This is a genomic window from Pseudomonas sp. Nvir (assembly GCF_963778085.1).
Lineage (GTDB): Bacteria > Pseudomonadota > Gammaproteobacteria > Pseudomonadales > Pseudomonadaceae > Aquipseudomonas > Aquipseudomonas juntendi.
In genome coordinates this window covers 5,119,762-5,142,227 of the sequence record NZ_OY970405.1, presented here as the reverse complement: position 1 = coordinate 5,142,227, position 22,466 = coordinate 5,119,762, and the positions used below count along the sequence as shown (strand labels likewise).

General features: G+C 60.6%; 17 protein-coding genes and 2 pseudogenes. 15 read left to right on the top strand and 4 right to left on the bottom strand.

Annotated elements, in window-relative coordinates; genetic code table 11:
• The first annotated feature begins 116 nt into the window (after positions 1–116).
• The 3 genes from tesB (at position 117) to AACG97_RS24685 (ending at position 2,706) form a co-directional block, all read left to right on the top strand.
• Positions 117–986: an acyl-CoA thioesterase II gene (tesB, locus tag AACG97_RS24695; RefSeq protein ID WP_009681790.1), complete on the top strand. Its 870-nt coding sequence runs from the start codon at positions 117–119 to the stop codon at positions 984–986.
• Positions 983–1,573 (top strand): HAD family hydrolase, encoded by a 591-nt coding sequence (locus tag AACG97_RS24690; protein ID WP_009681791.1) that lies wholly within the window; start codon positions 983–985, stop codon positions 1,571–1,573. Before tesB ends, AACG97_RS24690 begins: the two co-directional genes overlap by 4 nt.
• A 122-nt stretch (positions 1,574–1,695) precedes the next feature.
• Positions 1,696–2,706: a zinc-dependent alcohol dehydrogenase family protein gene (locus tag AACG97_RS24685; RefSeq protein ID WP_110676591.1), complete on the top strand. Its 1,011-nt coding sequence runs from the start codon at positions 1,696–1,698 to the stop codon at positions 2,704–2,706.
• A 30-nt stretch (positions 2,707–2,736) separates the two neighbouring features.
• Here AACG97_RS24685 and AACG97_RS24680 read toward each other — a convergent pair whose 3' ends face one another.
• Positions 2,737–3,438 (bottom strand): FadR/GntR family transcriptional regulator, encoded by a 702-nt coding sequence (locus AACG97_RS24680; RefSeq protein ID WP_197886557.1) that lies wholly within the window; start codon positions 3,436–3,438, stop codon positions 2,737–2,739.
• Positions 3,439–3,699: 261 nt separating this feature from the next.
• On the opposite strand from AACG97_RS24680, the gene AACG97_RS24675 reads away from it, so the two are divergent.
• The 12 genes and pseudogenes from AACG97_RS24675 (at position 3,700) to AACG97_RS28175 (ending at position 18,760) form a co-directional block, all read left to right on the top strand.
• Positions 3,700–5,052 (top strand): MFS transporter, encoded by a 1,353-nt coding sequence (locus AACG97_RS24675; RefSeq protein ID WP_197886558.1) that lies wholly within the window; start codon positions 3,700–3,702, stop codon positions 5,050–5,052.
• A gap of 19 nt (positions 5,053–5,071) precedes the next feature.
• Entirely contained in the window at positions 5,072–6,427 is a 1,356-nt protein-coding gene (gene gudD / locus AACG97_RS24670; RefSeq protein WP_115294825.1) for a glucarate dehydratase, read from the top strand.
• Between the two features lie 753 nt (positions 6,428–7,180).
• Entirely contained in the window at positions 7,181–8,572 is a 1,392-nt protein-coding gene (gene gabP, locus AACG97_RS24665) for a GABA permease (protein WP_054882033.1), read from the top strand.
• Between the two features lie 491 nt (positions 8,573–9,063).
• Complete coding sequence (locus tag AACG97_RS24660) at positions 9,064–9,915, top strand: STAS domain-containing protein (RefSeq protein WP_144189333.1); 852 nt, start codon at positions 9,064–9,066, stop codon at positions 9,913–9,915.
• A gap of 4 nt (positions 9,916–9,919) precedes the next feature.
• The gene (locus tag AACG97_RS24655; RefSeq protein ID WP_009683492.1) at positions 9,920–10,282 is read left to right on the top strand and encodes an STAS domain-containing protein; all 363 of its coding nucleotides are present in this window, start codon (positions 9,920–9,922) and stop codon (positions 10,280–10,282) included.
• Positions 10,279–10,683: an anti-sigma regulatory factor gene (locus AACG97_RS24650; protein WP_029885914.1), complete on the top strand. Its 405-nt coding sequence runs from the start codon at positions 10,279–10,281 to the stop codon at positions 10,681–10,683. Before AACG97_RS24655 ends, AACG97_RS24650 begins: the two co-directional genes overlap by 4 nt.
• A complete protein-coding gene (locus AACG97_RS24645) occupies positions 10,680–11,693 on the top strand; it encodes an ATP-binding protein (RefSeq protein ID WP_115295380.1) in 1,014 nt (337 codons plus the stop codon). Before AACG97_RS24650 ends, AACG97_RS24645 begins: the two co-directional genes overlap by 4 nt.
• A complete protein-coding gene (locus AACG97_RS24640; protein WP_054911674.1) occupies positions 11,686–12,534 on the top strand; it encodes a sensor histidine kinase in 849 nt (282 codons plus the stop codon). Before AACG97_RS24645 ends, AACG97_RS24640 begins: the two co-directional genes overlap by 8 nt.
• Positions 12,524–14,467, top strand: coding sequence for a response regulator (locus AACG97_RS24635; protein WP_125854919.1), 1,944 nt, complete (start codon positions 12,524–12,526; stop codon positions 14,465–14,467). The genes AACG97_RS24640 and AACG97_RS24635 overlap by 11 nt, the downstream gene beginning before the upstream one ends.
• Before the next feature lie 116 nt (positions 14,468–14,583).
• Positions 14,584–16,965, top strand: a pseudogene (locus AACG97_RS24630) (TonB-dependent siderophore receptor); the annotation flags it as partial.
• A gap of 163 nt (positions 16,966–17,128) precedes the next feature.
• A pseudogene (locus AACG97_RS28180) lies at positions 17,129–17,905 on the top strand (CHASE3 domain-containing protein); the annotation flags it as partial.
• On the top strand, positions 17,897–18,760 hold the full coding sequence (locus AACG97_RS28175; protein ID WP_443218428.1) for a methyl-accepting chemotaxis protein: 864 nt from the start codon (positions 17,897–17,899) through the stop codon (positions 18,758–18,760). The pseudogene AACG97_RS28180 and the gene AACG97_RS28175, both read left to right, overlap by 9 nt.
• 132 nt (positions 18,761–18,892) lie before the next feature.
• Here AACG97_RS28175 and AACG97_RS24620 read toward each other — a convergent pair whose 3' ends face one another.
• The 3 genes from AACG97_RS24620 to AACG97_RS24610 form a co-directional block, all read right to left on the bottom strand.
• Complete coding sequence (locus AACG97_RS24620) at positions 18,893–19,156, bottom strand: DUF3077 domain-containing protein (RefSeq protein ID WP_009683500.1); 264 nt, start codon at positions 19,154–19,156, stop codon at positions 18,893–18,895.
• 16 nt (positions 19,157–19,172) lie between these two features.
• The gene (locus tag AACG97_RS24615; protein WP_247732006.1) at positions 19,173–19,358 is read right to left on the bottom strand and encodes a hypothetical protein; all 186 of its coding nucleotides are present in this window, start codon (positions 19,356–19,358) and stop codon (positions 19,173–19,175) included.
• Positions 19,359–20,307: 949 nt separating this feature from the next.
• A complete protein-coding gene (locus AACG97_RS24610) occupies positions 20,308–22,440 on the bottom strand; it encodes a hypothetical protein (protein ID WP_225785890.1) in 2,133 nt (710 codons plus the stop codon).
• Positions 22,441–22,466: the final 26 nt, after the last annotated feature.

Genomic DNA, 22,466 nt, shown 5'->3' with positions numbered 1-22,466 from the left:
CTGTATTATTTGCCCATTGAAAGGGCGCTGGGCCGCAAGGGGTTCGGCGCCTGTGAGTTCGAGCGCCGCCCAGGCGGCGCAGCGCGAGCAAGGCTCGCTTCTACGGAGATGCCCCAATGAGTCATGTGTTGGACGACCTGGTCGACCTGTTGAGCCTCGAAGCCATCGAGGAGAACCTGTTCCGTGGGCGCAGCCAAGACCTGGGCTTCCGCCAGCTGTACGGCGGCCAGGTGCTGGGCCAGTCGTTGTCGGCAGCCAGCCAGACGGTCGAAGACGCGCGTCATGTGCACTCGCTGCATGGTTATTTCCTGCGCCCGGGGGACGCCAGCCTGCCGGTGGTGTACTCGGTGGACCGTGTGCGTGACGGCGGCAGCTTCAGTACCCGGCGGGTGACGGCGATCCAGAAGGGCCAGACCATTTTCACCTGTAGCGCCTCGTTCCAGTACGACGAGGAAGGCTTCGCCCACCAGGCGCAGATGCCCGACGTGGTCGGCCCGGAAAACCTGCCTACCGAAGTGGAACTGGCGCGTGCCATGGCAGACCATCTGCCTGAACGCATCCGCGACAAGGTGCTGTGCGCCAAGCCAATCGAGATTCGCCCGGTCACCGAGCGTGACCCGTTCAACCCCAAGCCAGGCGACCCGGTGAAATATGCGTGGTTCCGCGCCGACGGCAACCTGCCCGACGTGCCGGCCCTGCACAAGTACCTGCTGGCCTACGCCTCGGACTTCGGCCTGCTCACCACTGCGCTGGTGCCGCATGGCAAGTCGGTTTGGCAGCGCGACATGCAGATCGCCAGCCTCGACCATTCGCTGTGGTTCCACGGCAACCTGCGTGCCGACCAGTGGCTGCTGTATGCCACCGATAGCCCGTGGGCAGGTAATTCCCGTGGCTTCTGCCGCGGCAGCATTTTCAACCAGGCCGGGCAACTGGTGGCATCGTCGAGCCAGGAAGGCCTGATTCGCCACCGCAAGGACTGGGCATGAGCCTGCAGCAGGTGCGCAACTGGGTGTTCGACATGGACGGCACCCTGACCGTGGCAGTGCATGACTTTGCCGCCATTCGGGAGGCGCTGGGTATCCCTGCTGAGGACGACATCCTTACCCACCTGGCGGCTTTGCCAGCCGACGAAGCCGCGGCCAAGCATGCCTGGCTGCTGGAGCATGAGCGTGAGCTGGCGGTGGCCTCCACCGCGGCGACCGGGGCGGTTGAACTGGTGCGCGAACTGGCTGCGCGTGGTTGCCGGTTGGGGATACTGACCCGCAATGCCCGGGAACTGGCCCATGTAACGCTGGAAGCGATAGGCCTGGCGGACTGCTTCCCGGTAGAGCATGTGCTCGGACGTGACGAGGCGGCACCGAAGCCGAGCCCGGATGGGTTGCTGAAGATTGCCGCGGCCTGGGGCGTGGCGCCGAGCGAGCTGGTGATGGTGGGTGACTACCGTTTTGACCTGGACTGCGGGCGCGCAGCGGGGGCACGCACGATATTGGTGAATGTGCCCGATAACCCATGGCCGCAACTGGTGGATTGGCACGCGGTCGATTGCCGGGCACTGAAGGTGATGCTGGGCTGAGTCGATAGCGCGCAGCCCGATCGCGACACAACGCCGCTGCTGCAAAGCCCGTGAAGCTTTTGCAACCCATAGACCTGTCTATGCTCATTCCCATTCCTGAAGTTGATACGGAGACCCAACCCATGACCAGCAAGGCCATCTACGTTCAACCTGGCGGCGGCTACGACAAGGTCGAGGTCGGCAGCAGCGAGGCTGCGGCCCCCCAGGCCGGCGAGATCACCGTGCGCCTGCACGCCAGCTCCCTGAACTACCACGACTTCGCCGTGGTGAGTGGCATGTGGGGGCCGAGTGAGCGGCGCATCCCCATGGCCGACGGTGCGGGCGAAGTCGTTGCCGTAGGGGCCGGCGTCAGCGAGTTTCAGGTCGGCGACAGTGTCGTCAGTACGTTCTTCCCGGACTGGCTCGATGGCCAGGCCAATGTCGAAGGCTTTGCCCGGGTGCCGGGTGACGGCATCGATGGCTACGCCCGCGAACAGGTCACCGCCCGTGCCACCGCGTTTACCTTGGCACCTTCGGGCTTCAGCCATGCCGAAGCCGCCACCCTGACCACTGCCGGCCTGACCGCCTGGCGCGCGCTGATGTGCGACGACCACCTCAAACCGGGCGACACGGTGCTGGTGCAGGGCACCGGTGGCGTGTCGATCTTCGCCCTGCAGTTCGCCAAGCTGGCGGGTGCCACGGTGATTGCCACCTCGTCCAGCGATGCCAAGCTGGAGCGGCTCAAGGCCTTGGGCGCCGACCACTTGATCAACTACAAGCGCACCCCGGCGTGGGGTGAGAAAGTGCGCGAGCTGACTGCTAACCGCGGTGTCGATCACGTGATCGAGGTGGGTGGCCCGGCCACCCTGGAGCAGTCGATGATCGCTGCACGGATCGGCGGGCATGTGTCGCTGATCGGCATTCTTACCGGCGTGGCCGGGCAACTGCCGCTGGTGCAGGCATTGGTGCGGCAGATTCGCCTGCAAGGGGTGCTGGTCGGCAGCCGGGCGCAGCAGCAGGCGATGGTGCGGGCCATTGATGCCAACGGTTTGCGGCCGGTAGTGGACAAGCACTTCGAGCTGGAGCAGATCGTCGACGCGTTCCGTTACCAGGAGAGCAACCGGCATTTCGGCAAGATCTGCCTGACCTGGTAAGCGCCGGGGCTGCTGTGCCGCAGTTGCCCGTCAATCCGGTAGCAGCCGGTCGCGGCTGTTGGACAGGTGCAGGCACACCGCCGCGCGTGCTGCATCCGGGTCTTGCCGGCGGATGGCATTGAGGATTGCCTCGTGCTCCAGGTTGGCCAGGTATGCCTGCGGTGCCATCTTCGACCCACTGCGCTCGGCTTGGGCCATGCGGTTGCGCGGAATCAAGCCGTTGCCCAGCTGCAGCAGCATCTCGGTGAAATACAGGTTGCCGGTGGCTTCGGCAATCAGCAGGTGAAAACGCCGGTCGGCCTCGATGCAGCTGTCACCTGCCGCCGCCAGGTCCTGGTAGTCATCCAGTGCCTGGCGCATGCGCGCCAACTGCCGGTCATCGCGGCGTAGCGCTGCCAGCGCGGCGGCCTGGCCTTCCAGGCCAATCCGCAGCTCCAGCAAGTCGCGCACATTCGCTGCGCTTTCCGCTGCAACGCGCAACCCGGCCTGGGCTTGGCGCGCCATCACGAAGGTGCCGATACCGTGGCGCGGTTCCACCAGCCCCGAGGCCTGCAACTTCGACAAGGCTTCGCGAACCACCGTGCGGCTGACCCCGTGCTCGCGTACCAAGGTGTTCTCCGACGGCAGTTTGTCGCCGGGCTTGAAGGTGCCCAGGAGAATCTGCCGGGTCAGGCTGGAGACCAGGTCATGTGCGCGGCTGTGGCCGCGTTTGTGCGCGTGATCTGGGAGCATGCTGTAGTCCACCTCTTGTTGTACTTGTATGACAAGTTAATTGCTAAAAATATTTTTTGCCCAGTTTTTCGCGATTCGAGGGCGCATTTCGAGTGGCCGTTTTTGCAAGATCGCAACATATTAGTTTTATTGAAGCTTGTATTTTGCCATTTTGGCGATGTTGTTGATCTTGTCGTACAACTTCTCGGGGCCTATGCTCGTCCCCACTGCCATGTCAGACAACCCCGACCCGCACAAAAACAACTAGTGGGAGATTCACCTGTGAACGACACCCTCGCTCCGTCTGCCCGGAATGAAGGCGACGCGTTGGCCAGCGCCGTGGCCAAGGTCAAGCGCCACGTGCTGCCGCTGTTCGTCATCATGTTCATCGTCAACTACCTGGACCGCGTCAACATCGGCTTCGTCCGCCCGCACCTGGAAAGCGACCTGGGCATCAGCGCTGCGGCCTTTGGCTTTGGTGCCGGGCTGTTCTTCATCGGCTACGCGCTGTTCGAGGTGCCTTCGAACATGCTGCTGCAGAAGGTGGGTGCCCGCTTGTGGCTGACCCGCATCATGTTCACCTGGGGGCTGGTGGCCACGGCCATGGCCTTCGTGCAGAACGAAACCCAGTTCTATGTACTGCGCTTTCTGCTCGGTGTGGCCGAAGCGGGCTTCTTTCCTGGGGTGATCTACTACTTCACCCGCTGGTTGCCGGCGGCCGAGCGCGGCAAGGCAATCGCCATTTTCCTCAGCGGGTCGGCGCTGGCTTCGCTGATTTCCGGCCCCTTGGCCGGGGCATTGATGCAAATCCAGGGGCTCGGCCTGCACGGCTGGCAGTGGATGCTGTTCATCGAAGGCATGGCCTCGGTGGCGTTGTGCTTCTTCGTGTTCTTCTGGCTCGACTCCAAACCGCAGGACGCCAAGTGGCTGAGCCAGGCCGAGCAGGATGCGCTGGTCGCGACCATCGACCGTGAACAGCAAGCGCGCGAGGCGCTGGGTGCGGCCAAGCCGTCGGCCTGGAGCCTGCTCAAGGACCGCCAGATCGTACTGTTCTGCCTGATCTACTTCTGCATCCAGCTAACCATCTACGCGGCCACCTTCTGGCTGCCGAGCATCATCAAGCGCATGGGCGACCTCAGCGACTTGCAGGTCGGCTTCCTCAACTCCATCCCGTGGCTGATCTCGATCCTGGCCATGTATGCCTTCGCTGCCGGTTCTGCACGCTGGAAGTTCCAGCAGGCCTGGGTGGCAGGCGCCCTGGTGGTCGCGGCTATCGGCATGTTCATGTCCACCACCGGCGGGCCGGTATTCGCCTTTGTCGCCGTGTGCTTTGCCGCCATCGGCTTCAAGTCGGCCTCGTCACTGTTCTGGCCGATCCCGCAGGGCTACCTGGATGCTCGCATCGCGGCGGCGGTGATAGCCCTGGTCAACTCGGTCGGCAACCTCGGCGGCTTCGTTGCCCCCACCACGTTCGGCCTGCTGGAGCAGCAGACCGGCTCGATCCAGGGCGGGTTGTATGGCCTGGCGGTGACTTCGGTGCTGGCGGCACTTGCCATCTTCTTCGTGCGTACACGCCCCAAGGGCGCACCTTCCGATAGCCTGAAGGGCCCCGCGGCCCTGGGCCAGACCCACTGACGACTGCGAGACGACAACCATGAATATGCCGACAACACCCGCCGTTCACACCAGCACCCCGGTGGTCACCGACCTGCGCGTGATTCCGGTGGCTGGCCACGACAGCATGCTGCTCAACCTCAGTGGCGCACATGGCCCGTTCTTTACCCGTAACGTGGTGGTACTGCGGGACAGCGCGGGCAACACGGGGCTTGGCGAAGTGCCGGGTGGCGAGAGCATTCGCCAGACCCTGGAAGACGCCCGCAGCCTGGTAGTAGGCCAGCCGATCGGTCACTACCAGCGCGTGCTCAATGCCATGCGCCAGACGTTCGCCAGCCGCGACTCGGCGGGGCGCGGCCTGCAGACCTTCGACCTGCGCATCACCGTGCATGCTGTGACGGCCATCGAGTCGGCGCTGCTCGACCTGCTCGGCCAGCACCTGAATGTGCCCATGGCGGCACTGCTGGGCGAGGGCCAGCAACGTGATGCGGTGAAGATGCTGGGCTACCTGTTCTATATCGGCGACCGCCAGCAGACCGACCTGGCCTACCGCAACGAAGCGGACAGTGACGACGACTGGTTCCGTGTGCGCCATGAAAAGGCCCTGACGCCCGAGGCGGTTGTGCGCCTGGCCGAAGCGGCCAAGCAGCGTTACGGCTTCAGCGACTTCAAGCTCAAGGGCGGCGTGCTGCGGGGGGCAGAAGAAATGGAAGCAGTGACGGCGCTGGCCGAACGCTTCCCCGAAGCGCGCATCACCCTGGACCCCAACGGGGCCTGGTCACTCAAGGAGGCCATCGCCCTGTGCCGCGACAAGCATGATGTGCTGGCCTATGCCGAAGACCCCTGCGGCGCCGAGAACGGCTACTCGGGCCGCGAGGTGATGGCCGAGTTCCGTCGCGCTACGGGTTTGCCCACGGCTACCAACATGATCGCCACCGACTGGCGGCAGATGGGCCATGCGATCCAGTTGCAGTCGGTGGACATTCCGCTGGCCGACCCGCATTTCTGGACCTTGCAGGGCTCGGTGAGGGTGGCGCAGATGTGTAACGACTGGGGGCTTACCTGGGGTTCGCACTCCAACAACCACTTCGATATTTCGCTGGCGATGTTCACTCAAGTGGCGGCTGCCGCGCCGGGTGAGATCACCGCGATCGACACCCACTGGATCTGGCAGGACGGCCAGCGCCTGACCCGTGAGCCGCTGCGCATTGTCGACGGCCATGTGCATGTGCCGGCGCGGCCGGGGTTGGGGGTGGAGCTGGATGAGGATCAACTGGCCAAGGCCCATGAGTGCTACCGCAACATGGGGTTGGGGGCGCGGGATGACAGCGTGGCGATGCAGTTCCTGATTCCGGGTTGGCGTTTTGATAACAAGCGGCCTTGCCTGGTGCGTTAAGGCTGCTGGCCTCTTCGCGGGCTTGCCTGCTCCCACAGGGATTGCACAGGATTTGAAGCCGATGCGATCGAGGTGGGAGACTCTATGGTCTCTGGTAAGGGTAGCCGCAGCATTTTCAGCGCCTGGGAGATCGAGCGCCGCCCGCGCGGCGCATCGCGAGCTGCGCTCGCTCCTACGTTTGTTTCGGGCCAGTAACCCCTGTGCCAGGTGCGCGCGACCGCCTTGTTTGTACCGCGCGATAATGAGGCATGCGCCAAGGCGTTCGCGCACAAATCCCACAGGAATAATTGGCCCGAAACAAACGTAGGAGCGAGCGCAGCTCGCGATGCGCCGCGCGGGCGGCGCTCGATCTCACAGGCGCTGCATATCTTGTGACAAACACCTGTCAGCCCTGATGCAATCCCTGTGGGAGCCGGCTTGCCGGCGATAGGGCCGGTCCAGGCCATACACAACCAGATGAAAAACAAAAGCACCCAACGGCCAGATGGCGCGATTGGGCATGCCATTCGCGACATCTGGCGCCAAGGGAAATGCCCTGTCGTGATCGAACAGTTCCGGGGCGTTCTCGTGTAATTTCCCACCGCCTTGCGGGGCTTAAATGAAGCCCGAACCGCACTGACACCTTGCGCTGTGACGCGTGCCCAAGATCAACAACAGCATGCGAGCATTGTGTCGACCTACCCAACTCAAAGGAGCTATTTTCGCCTACGCCTGCCCGTCCATCCTTGTGTTAGCAAAAAGAGAACAACATCAATGAACACCGTGGGATCTGATGGCAACCTTGCACAAGGTTTCAAGCCACGACACGTAACGATGCTGTCTATCGCCGGCATCATCGGCGCCGGACTTTTCGTCGGCTCTGGCCACGCCATTGCGGCAGCCGGCCCAGCCACCATAATTTCCTATTTCGTAGCCGGAACCCTGGTGGTTCTGGTCATGCGCATGCTCGGCGAAATGGCCGTGGCGCACCCTGACACCGGATCGTTTTCCACCTACGCCGACCAGGCCATCGGCCGCTGGGCCGGCTACACCATCGGCTGGTTGTACTGGTGGTTCTGGGTACTGGTCATTCCGATCGAGGCGCTGGCCGCCGGGCATGTGCTGAACGCCTGGTTCCCCCAGGTGGACAGCTGGATCTTCGCCTTGGCCTCGGTGCTGTTGCTGGCCGGCACCAACCTGTTCAGCGTGGCCAAGTACGGCGAGTTCGAGTTCTGGTTCGCCATCCTCAAGGTCACGGCCATTCTCGGTTTCATCGGCCTGGGCTTTGCCGCGCTGATGGGCTGGCTGCCCAACCGCGAAGTCAGCGGCCTGAGCGGGCTGATGGCTGACTACGGCGGTTTTGCGCCCAATGGCTGGTCGGCTGTGGTCGGGGCGTTCATTACCGTGATGTTCAGCTTCATCGGCACCGAAGCCGTGACCATTGCGGCTTCCGAGTCCAGCGACCCTTCGCGCAACATCGCCAAGGCTACCCGCTCGGTGATCTGGCGCATCAGTACCTTCTATATCCTCTCGATCTTCGTGATCATCTCGGTGGTGCCGTGGAACGATCCGCAGCTGGCGGTGGTGGGCTCGTATCAACGTGCGCTGGAGATCATGAACATCCCCAACGCGGCATTGATGGTCGACCTGGTGGTGCTGGTGGCGGTAACCAGTTGCATGAATTCGTCGATCTACATCGCATCGCGGATGATGTACTCGCTGGCCAAGCGCGGTGACGCCCCGGCCTTCCTGAACAAGACCTCCAAGGTTGGCGTGCCGCGTGCGGCGGTGTTTGGCAGCACCCTGATCGGGGCCGCCATCGCCATCCTCAACTACTTCGCGCCCAAGGGTGTGTTCGAGTTCCTGCTGGCCAGCTCTGGCGCCATTGCCTTGCTGGTGTACATGGTCATTGCCATCTCGCAGTTGCGCATGCGCCGCCGCCTGGAGCGGGAGAACACCGAGCTGAAGTTCCGCATGTGGCTGTTCCCGTACCTGACCTGGGCGGTGATCATTTTCATTGGCGGGGCGCTGGCGGTCATGATGTACACGCCTGAGCACCGCGCAGAGGTGAGCTCCACATTGGGGCTGGCGATTGTGATCTCCTTCCTGGGCATCGTGACTTCGCGGGGCCATGCGCAACCGGTAGGGGCGCGGTCGATGGGGTGAGTGGGTTCACCCGGGGTCAGGGCAGAAGGCACCTATGGATAGGTAAAGCCTGTCAGTTAAGCGTTACTGGGGCTGCTTTGCAGCCCTTCGCGGGCACGCCCGCGAAGGGTCGCAAAGCGGCCCCAAATTACTTAACTGACAGGCATTACCTATGGGTAGGTGCCTTTTTTTGCGCTGGAGTTGCCTACCGAGTGCGCCAGGCGGTTTCCGAGCGCCTTGGGCATCTTGCTTCCGCCCCGCCGCCGATTACCGGGCGGGTACTTGCAATATGAGGTACGGTTCAAGGTTGCATCGATGTCATGCCGTGATGGTATGCATTCCTATAAAACCGTTTCGCAGTAGGCTGCCGCAATCCGAAGCCGTTGGGCTATCCTAAATGGCTTAATGCAATTATCTTTTCCCGCTGCACAACTAATCGAACCGGCAAATGTCATTCACAGCAGGCCGGCCATTCATCGGGACGCCGGCCTTCACCACTGGAGCGAAGGCACATGGCAACACTGCAAGGCAGCACGTTGGAGGCTATCCAACATAGCCAGGCGCAACTGCGCGAGGAATGGATAGCCAGCCTCGAAACCAACGGCGCCACGCGCAATATCAAAGAGCAGGTACTGGCACAGGAAACCCAGGAGTTTCTGCAGTTGCTGGTGGACGGCCTGCGCGCTGGTGGCGGCAGCCACTTGGCCGGCAGCGAGTGGGAGGCGTTGCGCCGGTTCCTGGAGAAGCTTTCTGCCAGCCGCGCTCAGCTTGGCCACGATTCGCACCAGGCCGCGTTCTTCATCTTCGCTTTGAAAGGGCCGCTGTTCGGCTTGCTGCAAGCGCAGTACGGCAGCGAGCCGGCACGCCTGGCCGAGCAACTGTGGCTGGTGTCGGAACTGCTCGATGGCATGGGCATGCACACCATCCGCGCTTTCCAGAAAACCCGCGAGGAAGTGATCAGGCGCCAGCAGGAAGAACTGCTGGAGCTGTCTACCCCCGTGGTCAAACTGTGGGACGGGGTGCTGGCGCTGCCACTGATCGGTACGCTGGACTCGCAGCGTAGCCAGACGGTCATGGAGTCGCTGCTGCAACGCATCGTCGACACCGGCTCGGAAATTGCCATCATCGATATCACCGGTGTACCCACCGTCGACACCCTGGTCGCCCAGCACCTGCTGAAGACCGTCACGGCCATCCGCCTGATGGGCGCTGACTGCATCATCAGTGGCGTGCGCCCGCAAATCGCCCAGACTATCGTGCACCTGGGGCTGGACCTGGGCTCGCTGACCACCAAGGCCAGCCTGGCCGACGCCCTCAAGCTTGCCCTTGCACGCCTGGGCTGCGACATCAGCAAGCAGGGGTAAGCCCATGGAGCGTATCCCGATCCTGCAAATGGGCGAGTTCCTGCTTGTGACCATTCAGGTCGACATGCACGACCAGCTGGCGATGACCCTGCAGGAAGACCTGACCGAGCGCATCAGCAGTACCTCGGCCCGGGGCGTGTTGATCGATATTTCCGCGTTGGACATGGTCGACTCGTTCATCGGCCGGATGATCGCCAGCATTTCTGGCCTGTCCCGCATTCTGGATGCCGAAACCATGGTGGTCGGCATGCAGCCGGCCGTGGCCATTACCTTGGTCGAACTGGGCCTTACCCTGCCGGGCGTAAGCACGGCACTCAATGTGGAGCGTGGCATGCAAGTGCTGCGTCAACGTGTGAGCCAAAAATGAATGTGCGCGAAAGCGGCAGCCAACCGGTACGAATCGAACAGGATGTGGTACTGGCGCGTCAGTTGGCGCGCAAGCTGGCCGGCGAATGCGGCATGCGCCTGGTGGACCTGACCAAGCTGGTGACGGCAGTCAGTGAACTGGCGCGCAACACGGTGGTGTATGGCGGTGGTGGCGACATGGACTGGGCTGTGCTGGAGGATGGCGGGCGCACCGGTTTGCGCCTGTTGTTCCGCGATGAGGGCCCCGGCATCCCCGACATCAAGCTGGCGCTGACTGACGGCTGGACCTCGGGCGGTGGCCTGGGCCTGGGCCTGACCGGCGCTCGGCGGCTGGTCCATGAATTTGAACTGGACACCGCGCCAGGGCAGGGCACACGCGTGACGATCACCCGATGGGCATGAACCTGTTCGCCAGCCAGACCCAGGTGATGGGCCTGGCAGACCCGAGCGATGTTGGCCACGCCCGGCGTACCGCACAAAAGCTGGCCGAGCGGCACGGCTTTGACGAAGAGGACTGCGGCCGTGTGGCGCTGCTGGCCACCGAGCTGTGCAGCAACGTGCTCAAGCATGCAGGCTGCGGTGAACTGCACCTGCGGGTGCTGCCCCGTGAGCACGGGGGTTATGCCATTGAACTGCTCACGGCGGACCGTGCCCAGGGCTTCGATGCACAGGCCTGCCTGACCGATGGTTATTCAACCGCAGGCACCCAGGGTATCGGCCTGGGGGCCTTGGCGCGCATGGCCCAGGTATTCGATGTGTACGCCGATGCGCGCGGCGCGGTGGTGCTGGCGCGCGTGCATGCCCAGCGCGACCACGCGCCAGACTTGCGCGTGGGGGTAAGCCAGCATGCCCTGCACGGCGACCCCGCCTGTGGCGATACCTGGCACCTGGCGATCGAAGGGCAGCGTATCAGCGCCCTGGTGATCGACGGCCTGGGCCACGGTGTGGATGCCCAGGCTGCAGCCAGCGCGGGCGCGGCAGTGTTTGCCCAGGCCCCGTTCGCCGGCCAGTTGGAGCAATTGCAGGCCATGCACCATGCCATGAATGGCAGCCGTGGTGGCGCGGTGGCGATAGCACGCTATGACGGTGCCCGCGACCACCTCGGTTTTGCCGGCATCGGCAATATCGGCGCCAGCCTGGTGAGCGCCACCCAGGTGCGTGGGTTGGCTTCGTTGCCCGGCATCGTTGGCGGGCAGTATAGAAAAGCCCAGGTATTTGACTACGCTCAAGCGAATGGAAAACTGTTGATCATGTACAGCGACGGCCTGCAGTCCCGTTGGAATCTGGAGAGTTACCCTGGCCTGGTGCACCGCCACCCGGCCGTCATCGCGGCAGTGCTGCACCGCGACTTCTGCCGGGGCCGGGATGATGTAACCGTGCTGGTCATCGACCTGGAGGCGGCGCATGGCTGATGCAGAGGTAATTGCCCGGCTGCAGGCGGATAACGATGCCCTGCGTGCCGAACTGGAAGAAACCAACCAGGGCGTGCTGGCCCTGTACGCCGAGTTGGACATACAGGCCGAACAGCTGCGCCAGGCGTCGGACTTGAAAAGCCGCTTCCTGTCGTACATGAGCCACGAATTCCGCACGCCGCTGGGTTCGATCCTGAGCATCACCGGCCTGCTTACCGACGAGCTCGACGGGCCGCTGTCGGCTGAACAGCACCGCCAGGTCACCTTTATCAGCACCGCCACCCGCGAGCTGTCCGACATGGTCGACGACCTGCTCGACCTTGCCAAGATCGAAGCCGGGCGCATCAGCATCTCGCCGGCCTGGTTCGACATGCTCGATCTGTTCGCGGCCTTGCGCGGCATGTTCCGGCCGATTGTCGACGCTACTGCAGTCGACCTTATCTTCGAGGAGCCTACAGGGCTGCCGCGGCTGTACACCGATGACAAGAAGCTCGCGCAGATTCTGCGCAATTTCATTTCCAACGCGCTGAAGTTCACCGCCCAGGGTGAGGTGCGGGTGTCGGCCCAGCTGTATGGCGACGACCGCATCCGCTTTGCCGTCAGTGATACCGGCATTGGCATTGCAGCAGAGCTGTTGGATACGTTGTTCGAAGATTTCACCCAGGTAGATTCGCCACTGCAGAAGCGCTTTCGCGGCACTGGCCTGGGCCTGTCGTTGTGCAAGCGCTTTGCCATGCTGCTGGGTGGCGAAGTGGGGGTGCACAGTGAACCAGGGGAAGGCTCTACCTTCTTCGTGGTGATTCCTCTGGCCCTGGCTCAGGAGAACGCCGATGAAACCTGAGGTGCGCTTGCTGATCGTGGACGATAACGTCGCCACCCGCTACGCACTGCGCCGGCGCCTGGTAGTGCACGGCTACGAAGTGCTGGAGGCAGGCACCGGCGGTGAAGGCCTTGCGCTGATTCGCGACGAGCAGATAGATGCCTTGATCCTGGACGTGAACCTGCCCGACATGAGCGGGTTCGATATCGTACGGTTGCTGCGCGAAGATGCCCGCACGACGTTGTTGCCGGTGATTCACGTGTCGGCCGCGTCGATCCAGAGCGGTGACATCATCACCGGCTTGAACGCTGGCGCCGATGCCTACCTGGTGCACCCGGTAGACCCGGATGTGTTGCTGGCAACCTTGCGTACCCTGTTGCGGGTGCGTGACGCCGAGCGCGCCCTGCGCCGCAGCGAGGCGCGCTTTCGCGAGATATTTACCGGTGTATCGGCGCCCATCGCGGTGCTCGACGCCGAGTTCAAGGTGCACGAGTGCAACCAGGCGTTCAGCCACCTGACCCAGGAAAATAGCAACCCCTCGCAACTGCTGGAATGCTTTGCCAGCGGCCAGGAGCCAGCGTTGGCTGACCTGCGCCGGCACCTGGCGGCTGGCGAGCGCTGGAAGGGCACCCTGAGCATGCTGGTGCACGGGCATGTCCGCGAAACCGAGTGGCAGCTGTCGCCCTACCAGGCGCCAGGGCTGTGCCTGGTGTTCATCGAGGACATCACCGAGCACCGCCACCGGGAGCGCTCCCACCTGGCCCGGCTGGACGATGCCACCAGCCAGTTGGCGCGGGAGGTGGCGGTGCGCGAACGCACCGAAGCGCAACTGCTGCAACTGCAGAAAATGGATGCCCTGGGCAGCCTGACCGGCGGCATTGCCCACGACTTCAACAATTTGCTCACCGGCATCATCACCAGTCTGGAGTTGATCTGCAAACGGGTGGCGGAAAACCGTATCGAGAAAGTGCCCAGGTACGCCGAAGCCGCACTCAGTTCAGCCACCAGCGCGGCCTCGTTGACCCACCGGTTGTTGGCCTTCGCGCGCCAGCAGCCACTGGATACCCGCCCGGTGGACGTCAACCAGCATGTACGCTCGCTGGAAGAGCTGCTGAACCGCACCATCGGCGAGCGCATCCAGCTTACCCTGGACCTGTCGACCCACCCGGCCATCGCCTTGGTCGACCCGGTGCAACTGGAGAGCGCGGTGCTCAACCTGGTGATCAATGCGCGCGATGCCTTGGCCAAGGGGGGGCGGATCTGGGTGAACACCGCAGCCACCTGGTCGCAGGGCAACCCCGACCTGGCGGACGGCCATTACATTGCCGTCAACGTGCGCGACAACGGCAGCGGCATCGAGCCGGAGCTGTTGGAAAAGGTATTCGACCCGTTCTTCACCACCAAACCGGTGGGCCAGGGCACCGGGCTGGGGCTGTCGACCATCTACGGCTTCGCCCGGCAGTCCGGCGGGCATGTGCTGCTGAGCAGCGTGGTGGGGCAGGGCACGGAGGTGACCCTGTTGCTGCCGGCCAGCGCGGAGGCAGCGGTAGCGGTGGAGCCGGCCAACGTGCAGAACCTGCAAGGCAATGGCGAGCACGTGCTGGTGGTGGAAGACATGGCCTCGGTGCAGGTGGCGGTGGCAGAAGCGCTGACCGATGCCGGGTACCGCTGTACGGTGGCCACCACCACTGACGAGGCGTTGCGGCACCTGCGCGACGACGCCAGCCTGGACATGATGCTGACCGATGTTGGCCTGCCGACCCTCAGCGGCCGCGAACTGGCCGACCTAGCGCGGTGCTACCGGCCCCAGTTGCCGGTGCTGTTCATGACCGGGTACGCCGATGCGGCCCAGGACCGCCAGGCCTTTCTCGGCGCGGGCATGGACATGCTGGTGAAGCCGTTTCAGCTCTACGAGCTGCTGGTAAAAGTGCGCCAGGCGGTCGGTACCCCCTGAGGCAACTACCCCCGTCGTTTTTTTCTGAAAATAAATGAGGTGTTTTCTCATTCTCGTTCGGCCTTTGCACAAGGCCGGAATACAGGCCACCCGCCGACCCTCTACGGAGCGAGAAAATGAGTTCGACACCGGTTCCACAGCGCCACCCCCTCAGCCGTGCCATGCACGCTGCGATTCTGGGTTTGGTTGTCAGCAGCCCGGCATTGCCAGCGCTGGCACAACCTGCTGGCGCTGATCACGCCCTGCAACTGCAGCAGTGGAACATCCCTGCTGGCCCGCTGGCACCTGCGCTGGACCGTTTTGCCCGCCAGGCGGGTGTGAGCCTGGCCTTCGACGCGCAGACCGTGGCCAACCGCACCACCCCGGGCGTGCAGGGCGGCCTGGCGACGCCCGCCGCGTTGTCGGCGCTGTTGCAGGGGACCGATCTGCAGGTTGAACAGCAAGGCCCGCAGGCCTACCAGATCATTGCGCAAGCGCCGGCTGCCGGCCCGCTGGAGCTGGGTGCGACCGAGGATTACCGGCTGGCGCCGGTCATCATCAATGCCAAGGTCAAGGCCAGCGCCGATGACGACCTCAATTCAGTGGTGGCCAAGGAACTGTGGGTCGGTGGCAAGGTGGCCACCAGCATCCTCAATACCCCGGCCTCGGTGTCTGTGGTGACCCGCAAGGAAATGGAGCAGCGCAGCGTCAGCACCACCGAGGAAGCGCTGCAGTACAGCCCGGGCGTGGTCAGCGACTTCTACGGCTCGGACGACCGCAACGACTACTTCCAGATCCGCGGCTTCCAAGCCACCACCTACCGCGACGGCCTTACCCTGAGCTCGATGCGCGGTGTGCGCGAAGACCCCTATGCCTATGAGCGCATCGAGATTCTACGCGGCGCCAACTCCACCCTGTTCGGCCCGGCAGACCCGGGCGGCTCGGTGAACTTCGTGACCAAGCAGCCGCGCTTCGAGAAGTTCGGCCAGGGCTACGTGACCTACGGCTCCTACGACCATGCCGAGACCGGCATTGACGTGGGCGATGCCCTGAACGACGAGCAGACCCTGGCCGGCCGCTTCACGGCCAAGCTGCAGAACAGCGACCGCGAGTACGACCACTCGCAAGACGACAACCGCTTCGTGATGGGCGGCCTGACCTGGGCGCCCAGCGACTTCACCTCGGCCACGGTGATTCTCGATTACCTCAAGACCAATAGCTCGCCCAACAGCGGTGGCTACCCGCTGGACAAGGAATACGACCGCAGCGATTTCTACGGCGAGCCCGGCTACAACTTCCATGATGTGGAGCGCACCAGCCTCAGCGCCAGCATCACCCACGACTTCGACAACGGTTTCACCCTGCGCAGCAACCTGCGCTACAGCGAGCTGAGCGATGACTTCGGCTACGTCTACCTGAGCGACAGCGCCGAGCGGGTGGGCACCGTGATCCCCCGCTACGTGTTCGGCACCGACACCGATGCGAACCAGCTCAATGGCAACCTGATGCTGCAGTACGATGCCCAGTTCGAGCATATCGACAGCAGCACCCTGGTGGGCGTGGAATACCTGGACTCGACCAACAAACAGCGCTCGGTGTACAGCCTGGCGCCGTCGATAGACATCGCCAACCCCGTGTTCACCGGCGTACCCGGCGGCATCACGCCGTATAGCCGCGAGAAAAACGACGCCACCACCAAGGCCGTGTTCCTGCAGCAGAACCTGTCCTTCTACGACCGCGTCATTGCCACGGTGGGTATGCGCAATGACTCGATGGACCTGACCAGCACCGAGTATGTGGGGGGTGTGAACAGGCAGAGCGACACCTTCTCGGAAACCTCTTACCGCGGCGCGCTGACCTACATCGTCAACGATGAAGTGTCGACCTACGTCAGCATGGTGGAATCGGTTTCGCCGCCGCAGGTAGGGGTTACCCCGCAGACCGGCAGGCAGTACGAAGTGGGCGTGAAGTACTCGCCGCTGGGCATGGATGCGATGTTCTCGGCCGCCGTGTACGACCTGACCCAGGAAAACGTCACCATCGCCGTGGTGCTGCCCAGCGGCATCATCGAGCAGCAAACCGTGGGCGAGTCCCGCGCGCGCGGCCTGGACCTGGAAGCCAAGGCCCAGGTCACGCAGAACCTCAGCCTGATCGGGGCCTATTCGTACATGGACACCGAAGTGCTGCGCGGCTCGCTGTATGACGGCAGCTCGCTCAAAGGCAAAGCGTTCACCGTTGCGCCCAAGCATACGGCTTCGCTGTGGAGCTACTACGACATACCCGACACCGACGTGAGCGTGGGCTTGGGGGCGCGGTACGTGGGCGGTTACTTCATGGACGCGGCCAACACCAAGAAAAGCGACGGCACTACCCTGTTCGACGCTGCGCTGAACTACAAGATCGCCAAGGGCACCGACCTGGCGCTGAATGTCAGCAACCTGTTCGACGAGCAGCATGTAGTGGGCTCGGGTACGGCCGATTACTACAACCCAGGGCGGGAAGTGACCCCCTCCCAATCCAACCCTCGCATCGCCCAATCAAATAAAATTGTACAAAGAACTTTTTCTGTACAAGATAATCATAGGCCTGATATCAAAACGTCACTACGCGAAAACCCGTCCGCCCCCCTGTGCACGGGACCCAGCGTAGCGCCCAGCCAGGCCTTGAAGGGTTGCCCTCACGATGCTCAACAATCTCAGTATCTCGAAAAAACTGTACGCCGGTTTCGGTCTTGTACTGCTCATCATCGCCGTATTGGTACTGACTGCCTTGCGAGGCTTCGACCAGGTCAGCAGCAGCGTGAAGCGCAACATCCATAGCTACGACGTGCTCAACAGCTCCAGCAGCATGCTCAACAGCCTTGTCGACATAGAAACCGCCATGCGCGGTTTTGCCCTCACCGGCCAGGACACCTTCCTTGAGCCCATGCACACAGGCGAAGAAGCGTTCACCGACGCGCTCAATCGCCTGAAGCAGGCCACCGCCGACAACCCCCAGCAGCAAGCCCGGCTGGCCCGCCTGCAACAGCTTTACCAACAGTGGCTGCAGCAAGACATGCAAACCAGCGTGAACCTGCGCCGCGAGGTCAATGCTGACCGCGCGCCGCTGACAACGCTGGTCAGCCAGATAAGCTCGGGCCAGGCCAAAGCCAAAATGGACGCCATGCGCGCCGTGATCAACGAATTCCAGGCGGCCGAGAAATCCCTGCAGGACGAGCGCAGTCTGCTGATGGACCAGGCTAAATCCACCGCCTTCACCATCCTGATCGCAGGCGGATTGGTGGCTGCAATCCTCGCTGTGCTGATCGCCACATTCCTCGCAAGAACCCTCACCCACCGCTTGGGTGAAGCTGTAGCGCTGGCGCGCAGCATCGCTGACGGGCGCCTGGACAACACCATCGCCATTGAAGGTAAGGATGAAGTCAGCACCCTCCAACAGGCATTCGTTGCCATGCAAGAGCGCCTGCGCACCATGATTGGCGAGATCAGGGCCAGTGCCGAACAACTGGTGGGGGCTGCCGACAATATTTCGGCGGCATCGGTACAGCTCTCCGCGTCGGCCCAGGAACAGTCGAGCTCGGCCTCCTCGATGGCGGCCACGGTCGAGGAGCTGACCGTGAGTATCAACCATGTCTCTGACAATGCGGTGGAAGCGCATGCCCAGTCCAGCGAGTCTGGTCGCCAGTCCAGCGAAGGCGGCAGCGTGATTCAGGAAACGCTGGCGCGCATGAACCTGATCGCCCAGACCGTAGAAGCCTCTGCCGGCCAGATCAGCGAACTGGACAGCCATGCCGAGCAGATCAGCAGCATTGTCAGCGTGATCAGCGGCATTGCCGAGCAGACCAACCTGCTGGCCCTGAACGCCGCCATCGAAGCCGCCCGCGCCGGCGAACAGGGCAGGGGCTTTGCGGTGGTGGCCGACGAAGTACGCCTGCTGGCACAGCGCACCGGCAACTCGACCCAGGAAATTACCGAGATGGTCAAACGCATCCAGTCCGGCACCCGCGAGGCCGTGGGGCAGATGGAGGTGGGTGTGCAGCAGGTCAAAGGCGGTGTGACCCTGGCGCAACAAGCGGGGGAGGCGATCGTCAACATTCGGCAGTCTTCGGGGGACGTGGTGCGCATGGTGGATCAGATTTCCCTGGCACTGCGCGAACAGACCGCGGCTAGCCAGGATGTGGCGCGCAACGTTGAACGCATTGCGCAGATGTCGCAGCAGAATAGCCAGGCGGTGGAGCAGACGGCCGAGACGGCGGGGGCGTTGCAGCGGTTGGCGCAGGGGTTGTATGGGCAGGTGGGGGTGTTTCGGATTTGAGGGGTTAGGGGGTGGTGCCCCTGCGCGTGCGACGTCCTCATTCGCCGTGCGCACAGGGGCCCTTGGCGGGCGATAGCGTCAGTGATTGATAGCTGCGAGCCGACTGAGTTCTATCGCCTTTGGCCCTGGGGTTCAGCGCATCATTCCCAACTCCGCATCATCCAGCAGCGCTTTCCCCAGAGCGCAAAGATAGTGCGCTGCCCAGATCAGCTTCGGCTTGTCTTCCATCAGGCCATCAATGGTCAAATCCCGCGCATAGCCCATCAGCTCCGACGCCTGTTCACGGGCGTTCTGGCAGGGGATGCCGGGTTCGATGCGGAACAGCGGGTGGGTTTGGTTTTCACCTTGGAAGAAGATGGTTTTGCCGACAGTGCATTGGGTGTTTTCGGTGGTCATCGAGCAATACCCCTGGTCAATGCATGGTTTGCGGGTCGGCTGGCCTTTGTATTTGCGCCAGTGCCGATTCGAGCAAACGGCGGAGTGTTTCCAGCTCGTGCATCGACGCCATGATCAACACGGAGGCGGGTGATCTGGGTTGCATCAGCATTGCTTGCTGTGCAACGGCTTCTGCGCAGAGCGCGTAGTCGGTTGCGAGCATGAGGGTGTCTTCCAGGGAGTGGGGGAGGTGGGGTGGGTCGGGGACGATTTTTTAGCATTGGACTGTGTTCTCGATAGGGGCTACCGCCAACCCGCTGTCAAACGGAATGGTGGCAGCTGTGCATGGGTTGACAGACCGGCGAACACAGAAACCGGCGCACGCGAGCGTGCCCCATGCACAACCGCCATTAACGGTTATGCGCGCTGTGTATCGTTGCGGCCTGTCAAAGCCGGTCGTTGATGAGCAACGACCCACCGAGCCTAGAACTCTGACCTAGCGATCGCAATGGAAAACAGGCGCAGGGAGTATGTTTGGGAAATGTCCTACGCGGAAGGGGTAAAATCTGATTTTCTGGCACCGGGCCAGCCACCCACAGGTATAAAAAAGACGCCTGGGGGTAATGTCTGTTAGTTAAGCGATTGGGGCCGCTTTGCGGCCCATCGCCGGCAATCCGGGCTCCCACAGGGGCAGTGCAGACCTCAAGCTTTGCGCGGTACCTGTGGGAGCTGGCTTGCCGGCGATGGGCTGCGAAGCAGACCAATAGCTGCCACCAAGGCTTGACTGACTGGCATTACGCCTGACGGCCTCCTCTTTTTGGAATTTGGTGGGCCGGGGTAATCTGAATCAAGTCGGTATCTATTTGTTATGGCTGGTGAACAAATGTTTGGTCAACTTGCTTGGAATACCAGTTGGAACGCTGCGTGGCCTGGATTCCGATGGACGGTGCTTTTGAGAACTACCCCCAAAGCGAATCGGGGCAAAATCTATCACGCACATGGTCGCGCTGTTGACTGTTGCCCCTGTGCTCGCAGGTACAGGGGCTCCTAGCAAACGATACCCTTAATGATTGCTATATAGGCTAAGCCGACTCTTGAATTATTGCGCAGTCTCTTTGTCGGTGTAGCAAAGTAAAAATAACGGATCTCGCCCAAAGTCCTTAAGAAGCGAGTCAGTTCGATTTTTTCTTATCTATCTTAGGACGCATATCTACCGCAATGCTGAAAATTGTATGAGCATCAATTGTTTGAAGTTTTTTAAAACCCATCCCAAAGTCTCTCATGCGACCATCGAGGACGACTAGATAGCCTAGATTAGTATTTCTATTATTTTGGTAGTGAATGATTTGACCTTCACCCGAAATTGCATATGTGGAAGAATATCCGCCACCGCACATTTTAAGCTCGATAATCACCCGGAGGCCGCCAGGTAATATTGCATATAAATCGATGAATCCTGCACCTGCTCTAGGTTCTTGAAGAATTTCCATTTCGCCTTTTCCGAATTTCCCGTTCAGAAAAGTAATCAGCATTTGCTTTGCTAGTTCTTCAGGCTTACTGACCCACTTGTAATCTTTGCTTTCTTTGTCTTGATGCCAGAAGTGCATTCTTGAGTCTGAGCTAATAGAAGATGCAAACTCCTCCAGTGCGTTATGGAAAATATCGGCACTGACTGGATTCTCTTTCGTGATATCATGGTCGGTGTAATTGGTTAGCTCATGATCACTTAAGTTGTTCAGGCACTTCGAAATATATTCCTCTCTTTGCTTAATGCCTGCATCGGACTTACTAAGATACTTGAGCGCCAGAGTATATTTTCCGTTTTCACACAAAGCCTTGCCATACGCAAAGCAAATGTTAGGGAGCTCGCCGACCAGCTCAATTCGATCCCGCAAAAGGTTCTCTGCCTCCCCCCATAGATTGGCATCAAATAGCATTGCAAGACAGTTTTGCGCTGCAGGGCTTGAGAATTTATTGTAGGACAATGACATCTTGTAATTAGAAAGAGCCTCGGAAGTCATTCCTTCCTTTCGGTATCGTTCTGCGATAGCAAAATAGACAATTTCAAGCAGCCTCTTATCGCCATCTTTGTCTTTCTCGAGAATTAACCTGGCCCTATCCAAACTTTCTAATGCTTCTTCAGTACTTAGCTCGGCTGTGCACGATTGGTAAAGTAGTGCGGCAGAAAGTATTGACTCGTCTTGAAAGTTAATAATCTCTGAGAACAGTTCTTGATTGATGGCGTCTTTGCTCGTCATGGCATCACTGAGTCGCATCCGTAAATCAAACCCTAAATTATCAATTAGGCTAGAGATGCATTGCGCCTCTTCTTTGTATTTTTCTGCGGTTTTATGATCTCCCAAGTCTTCAGCAATTATGCTGGCAAGGGAAAAATTGGCATGAAGGCCTATCTCATTACCTATTAATCCTTTGCGCAATTCAATTGATTGAATTGCATATTTCATAGATTCTTGAAGCTGACCGATATGGTGTAGATAATGTGCTTTTTTGTAATTTAAGGAGCCGATAAGTTCGCGATCTAGTAGCTTTTCTGAGTTATAAAGATCAATGCAGCGATCAATCAACTCCAAGGAACGTTCAGGGTTACTATTCTCTACTGATTCCGATAGAGTCAAGAGATTAAAAATTGCTTGTTGGCGATTACCACTCTCCAAGTGCTTGTCGGCGGCTTTCTCAGTGAAAGAAATTCGGTCTTTTTCATTGTCAGAAATTAAGGATAGTCCTTGATAGGCCCACGCAATAGTTCCAGGATCTGCATCGGGATACTCAATAACCCTTTTGTATAAAACGGACGCTTTGTTACGAAGATTTTCTTGAGCGGCAACGTTTGCTTTTTCAAGGAAAAGATTCTGAATAAATACAGGGTCAAGATCGTCGCGAAACTCATCCAGCAATGAGTCCAAGTCATTTTTAGTAAAATGCCGCTTGCCGATGTGAGCAGAATATGCGACTCGAAATGATAAATACTCCTTGCGCTGCTCTTTTTCTAGCTTTGATACATCTAGTTTTAGTAGGGCAATGAGGATGTCTGTGCTTTTAGAGAACTGAAAAATGCTTTGATTTTTTTCGAAAATCTCATAAGCCTCAATACACTCGCCACTTGAAACCTTTTCTTCAAAGTCTTTGATCCATGCGGTAGAACTATCTGAAAATGTACGGGATAGAGACTTTATGATTTTTCTACTTATATCTTGGTCACTGTCCGTGGTCGCATCGGAGCTACCGACAAATCGATTATTTTCCAAGTCAAACTCTAGCTTTACTAGTGTCCTTTTCTCGCTCATGCTGCGCCCTATAATTCATTGTGTAT

Excerpts from the sequence above, each read along its gene's own strand:
- AACG97_RS24645 (WP_115295380.1), top strand. The coding sequence starts at position 10,680 with ATGAACCTGTTCGCCAGCCAGACCCAGGTGATGGGCCTGGCAGACCCG.
- AACG97_RS24650 (WP_029885914.1), top strand. The coding sequence starts at position 10,279 with ATGAATGTGCGCGAAAGCGGCAGCCAACCGGTACGAATCGAACAGGAT.
- AACG97_RS28175 (WP_443218428.1), top strand. The coding sequence starts at position 17,897 with ATGCAAGAGCGCCTGCGCACCATGATTGGCGAGATCAGGGCCAGTGCC.
- AACG97_RS24680 (WP_197886557.1), bottom strand. The coding sequence starts at position 3,438 with ATGCTCCCAGATCACGCGCACAAACGCGGCCACAGCCGCGCACATGAC.
- AACG97_RS24690 (WP_009681791.1), top strand. The coding sequence starts at position 983 with ATGAGCCTGCAGCAGGTGCGCAACTGGGTGTTCGACATGGACGGCACC.
- gabP (WP_054882033.1), top strand. The coding sequence starts at position 7,181 with ATGAACACCGTGGGATCTGATGGCAACCTTGCACAAGGTTTCAAGCCA.
- AACG97_RS24685 (WP_110676591.1), top strand. The coding sequence starts at position 1,696 with ATGACCAGCAAGGCCATCTACGTTCAACCTGGCGGCGGCTACGACAAG.
- AACG97_RS24655 (WP_009683492.1), top strand. The coding sequence starts at position 9,920 with ATGGAGCGTATCCCGATCCTGCAAATGGGCGAGTTCCTGCTTGTGACC.
- gudD (WP_115294825.1), top strand. The coding sequence starts at position 5,072 with ATGAATATGCCGACAACACCCGCCGTTCACACCAGCACCCCGGTGGTC.
- AACG97_RS24620 (WP_009683500.1), bottom strand. The coding sequence starts at position 19,156 with ATGACCACCGAAAACACCCAATGCACTGTCGGCAAAACCATCTTCTTC.
- AACG97_RS24660 (WP_144189333.1), top strand. The coding sequence starts at position 9,064 with ATGGCAACACTGCAAGGCAGCACGTTGGAGGCTATCCAACATAGCCAG.
- AACG97_RS24615 (WP_247732006.1), bottom strand. The coding sequence starts at position 19,358 with ATGCTCGCAACCGACTACGCGCTCTGCGCAGAAGCCGTTGCACAGCAA.
- AACG97_RS24640 (WP_054911674.1), top strand. The coding sequence starts at position 11,686 with ATGGCTGATGCAGAGGTAATTGCCCGGCTGCAGGCGGATAACGATGCC.
- tesB (WP_009681790.1), top strand. The coding sequence starts at position 117 with ATGAGTCATGTGTTGGACGACCTGGTCGACCTGTTGAGCCTCGAAGCC.
- AACG97_RS24610 (WP_225785890.1), bottom strand. The coding sequence starts at position 22,440 with ATGAGCGAGAAAAGGACACTAGTAAAGCTAGAGTTTGACTTGGAAAAT.
- AACG97_RS24635 (WP_125854919.1), top strand. The coding sequence starts at position 12,524 with ATGAAACCTGAGGTGCGCTTGCTGATCGTGGACGATAACGTCGCCACC.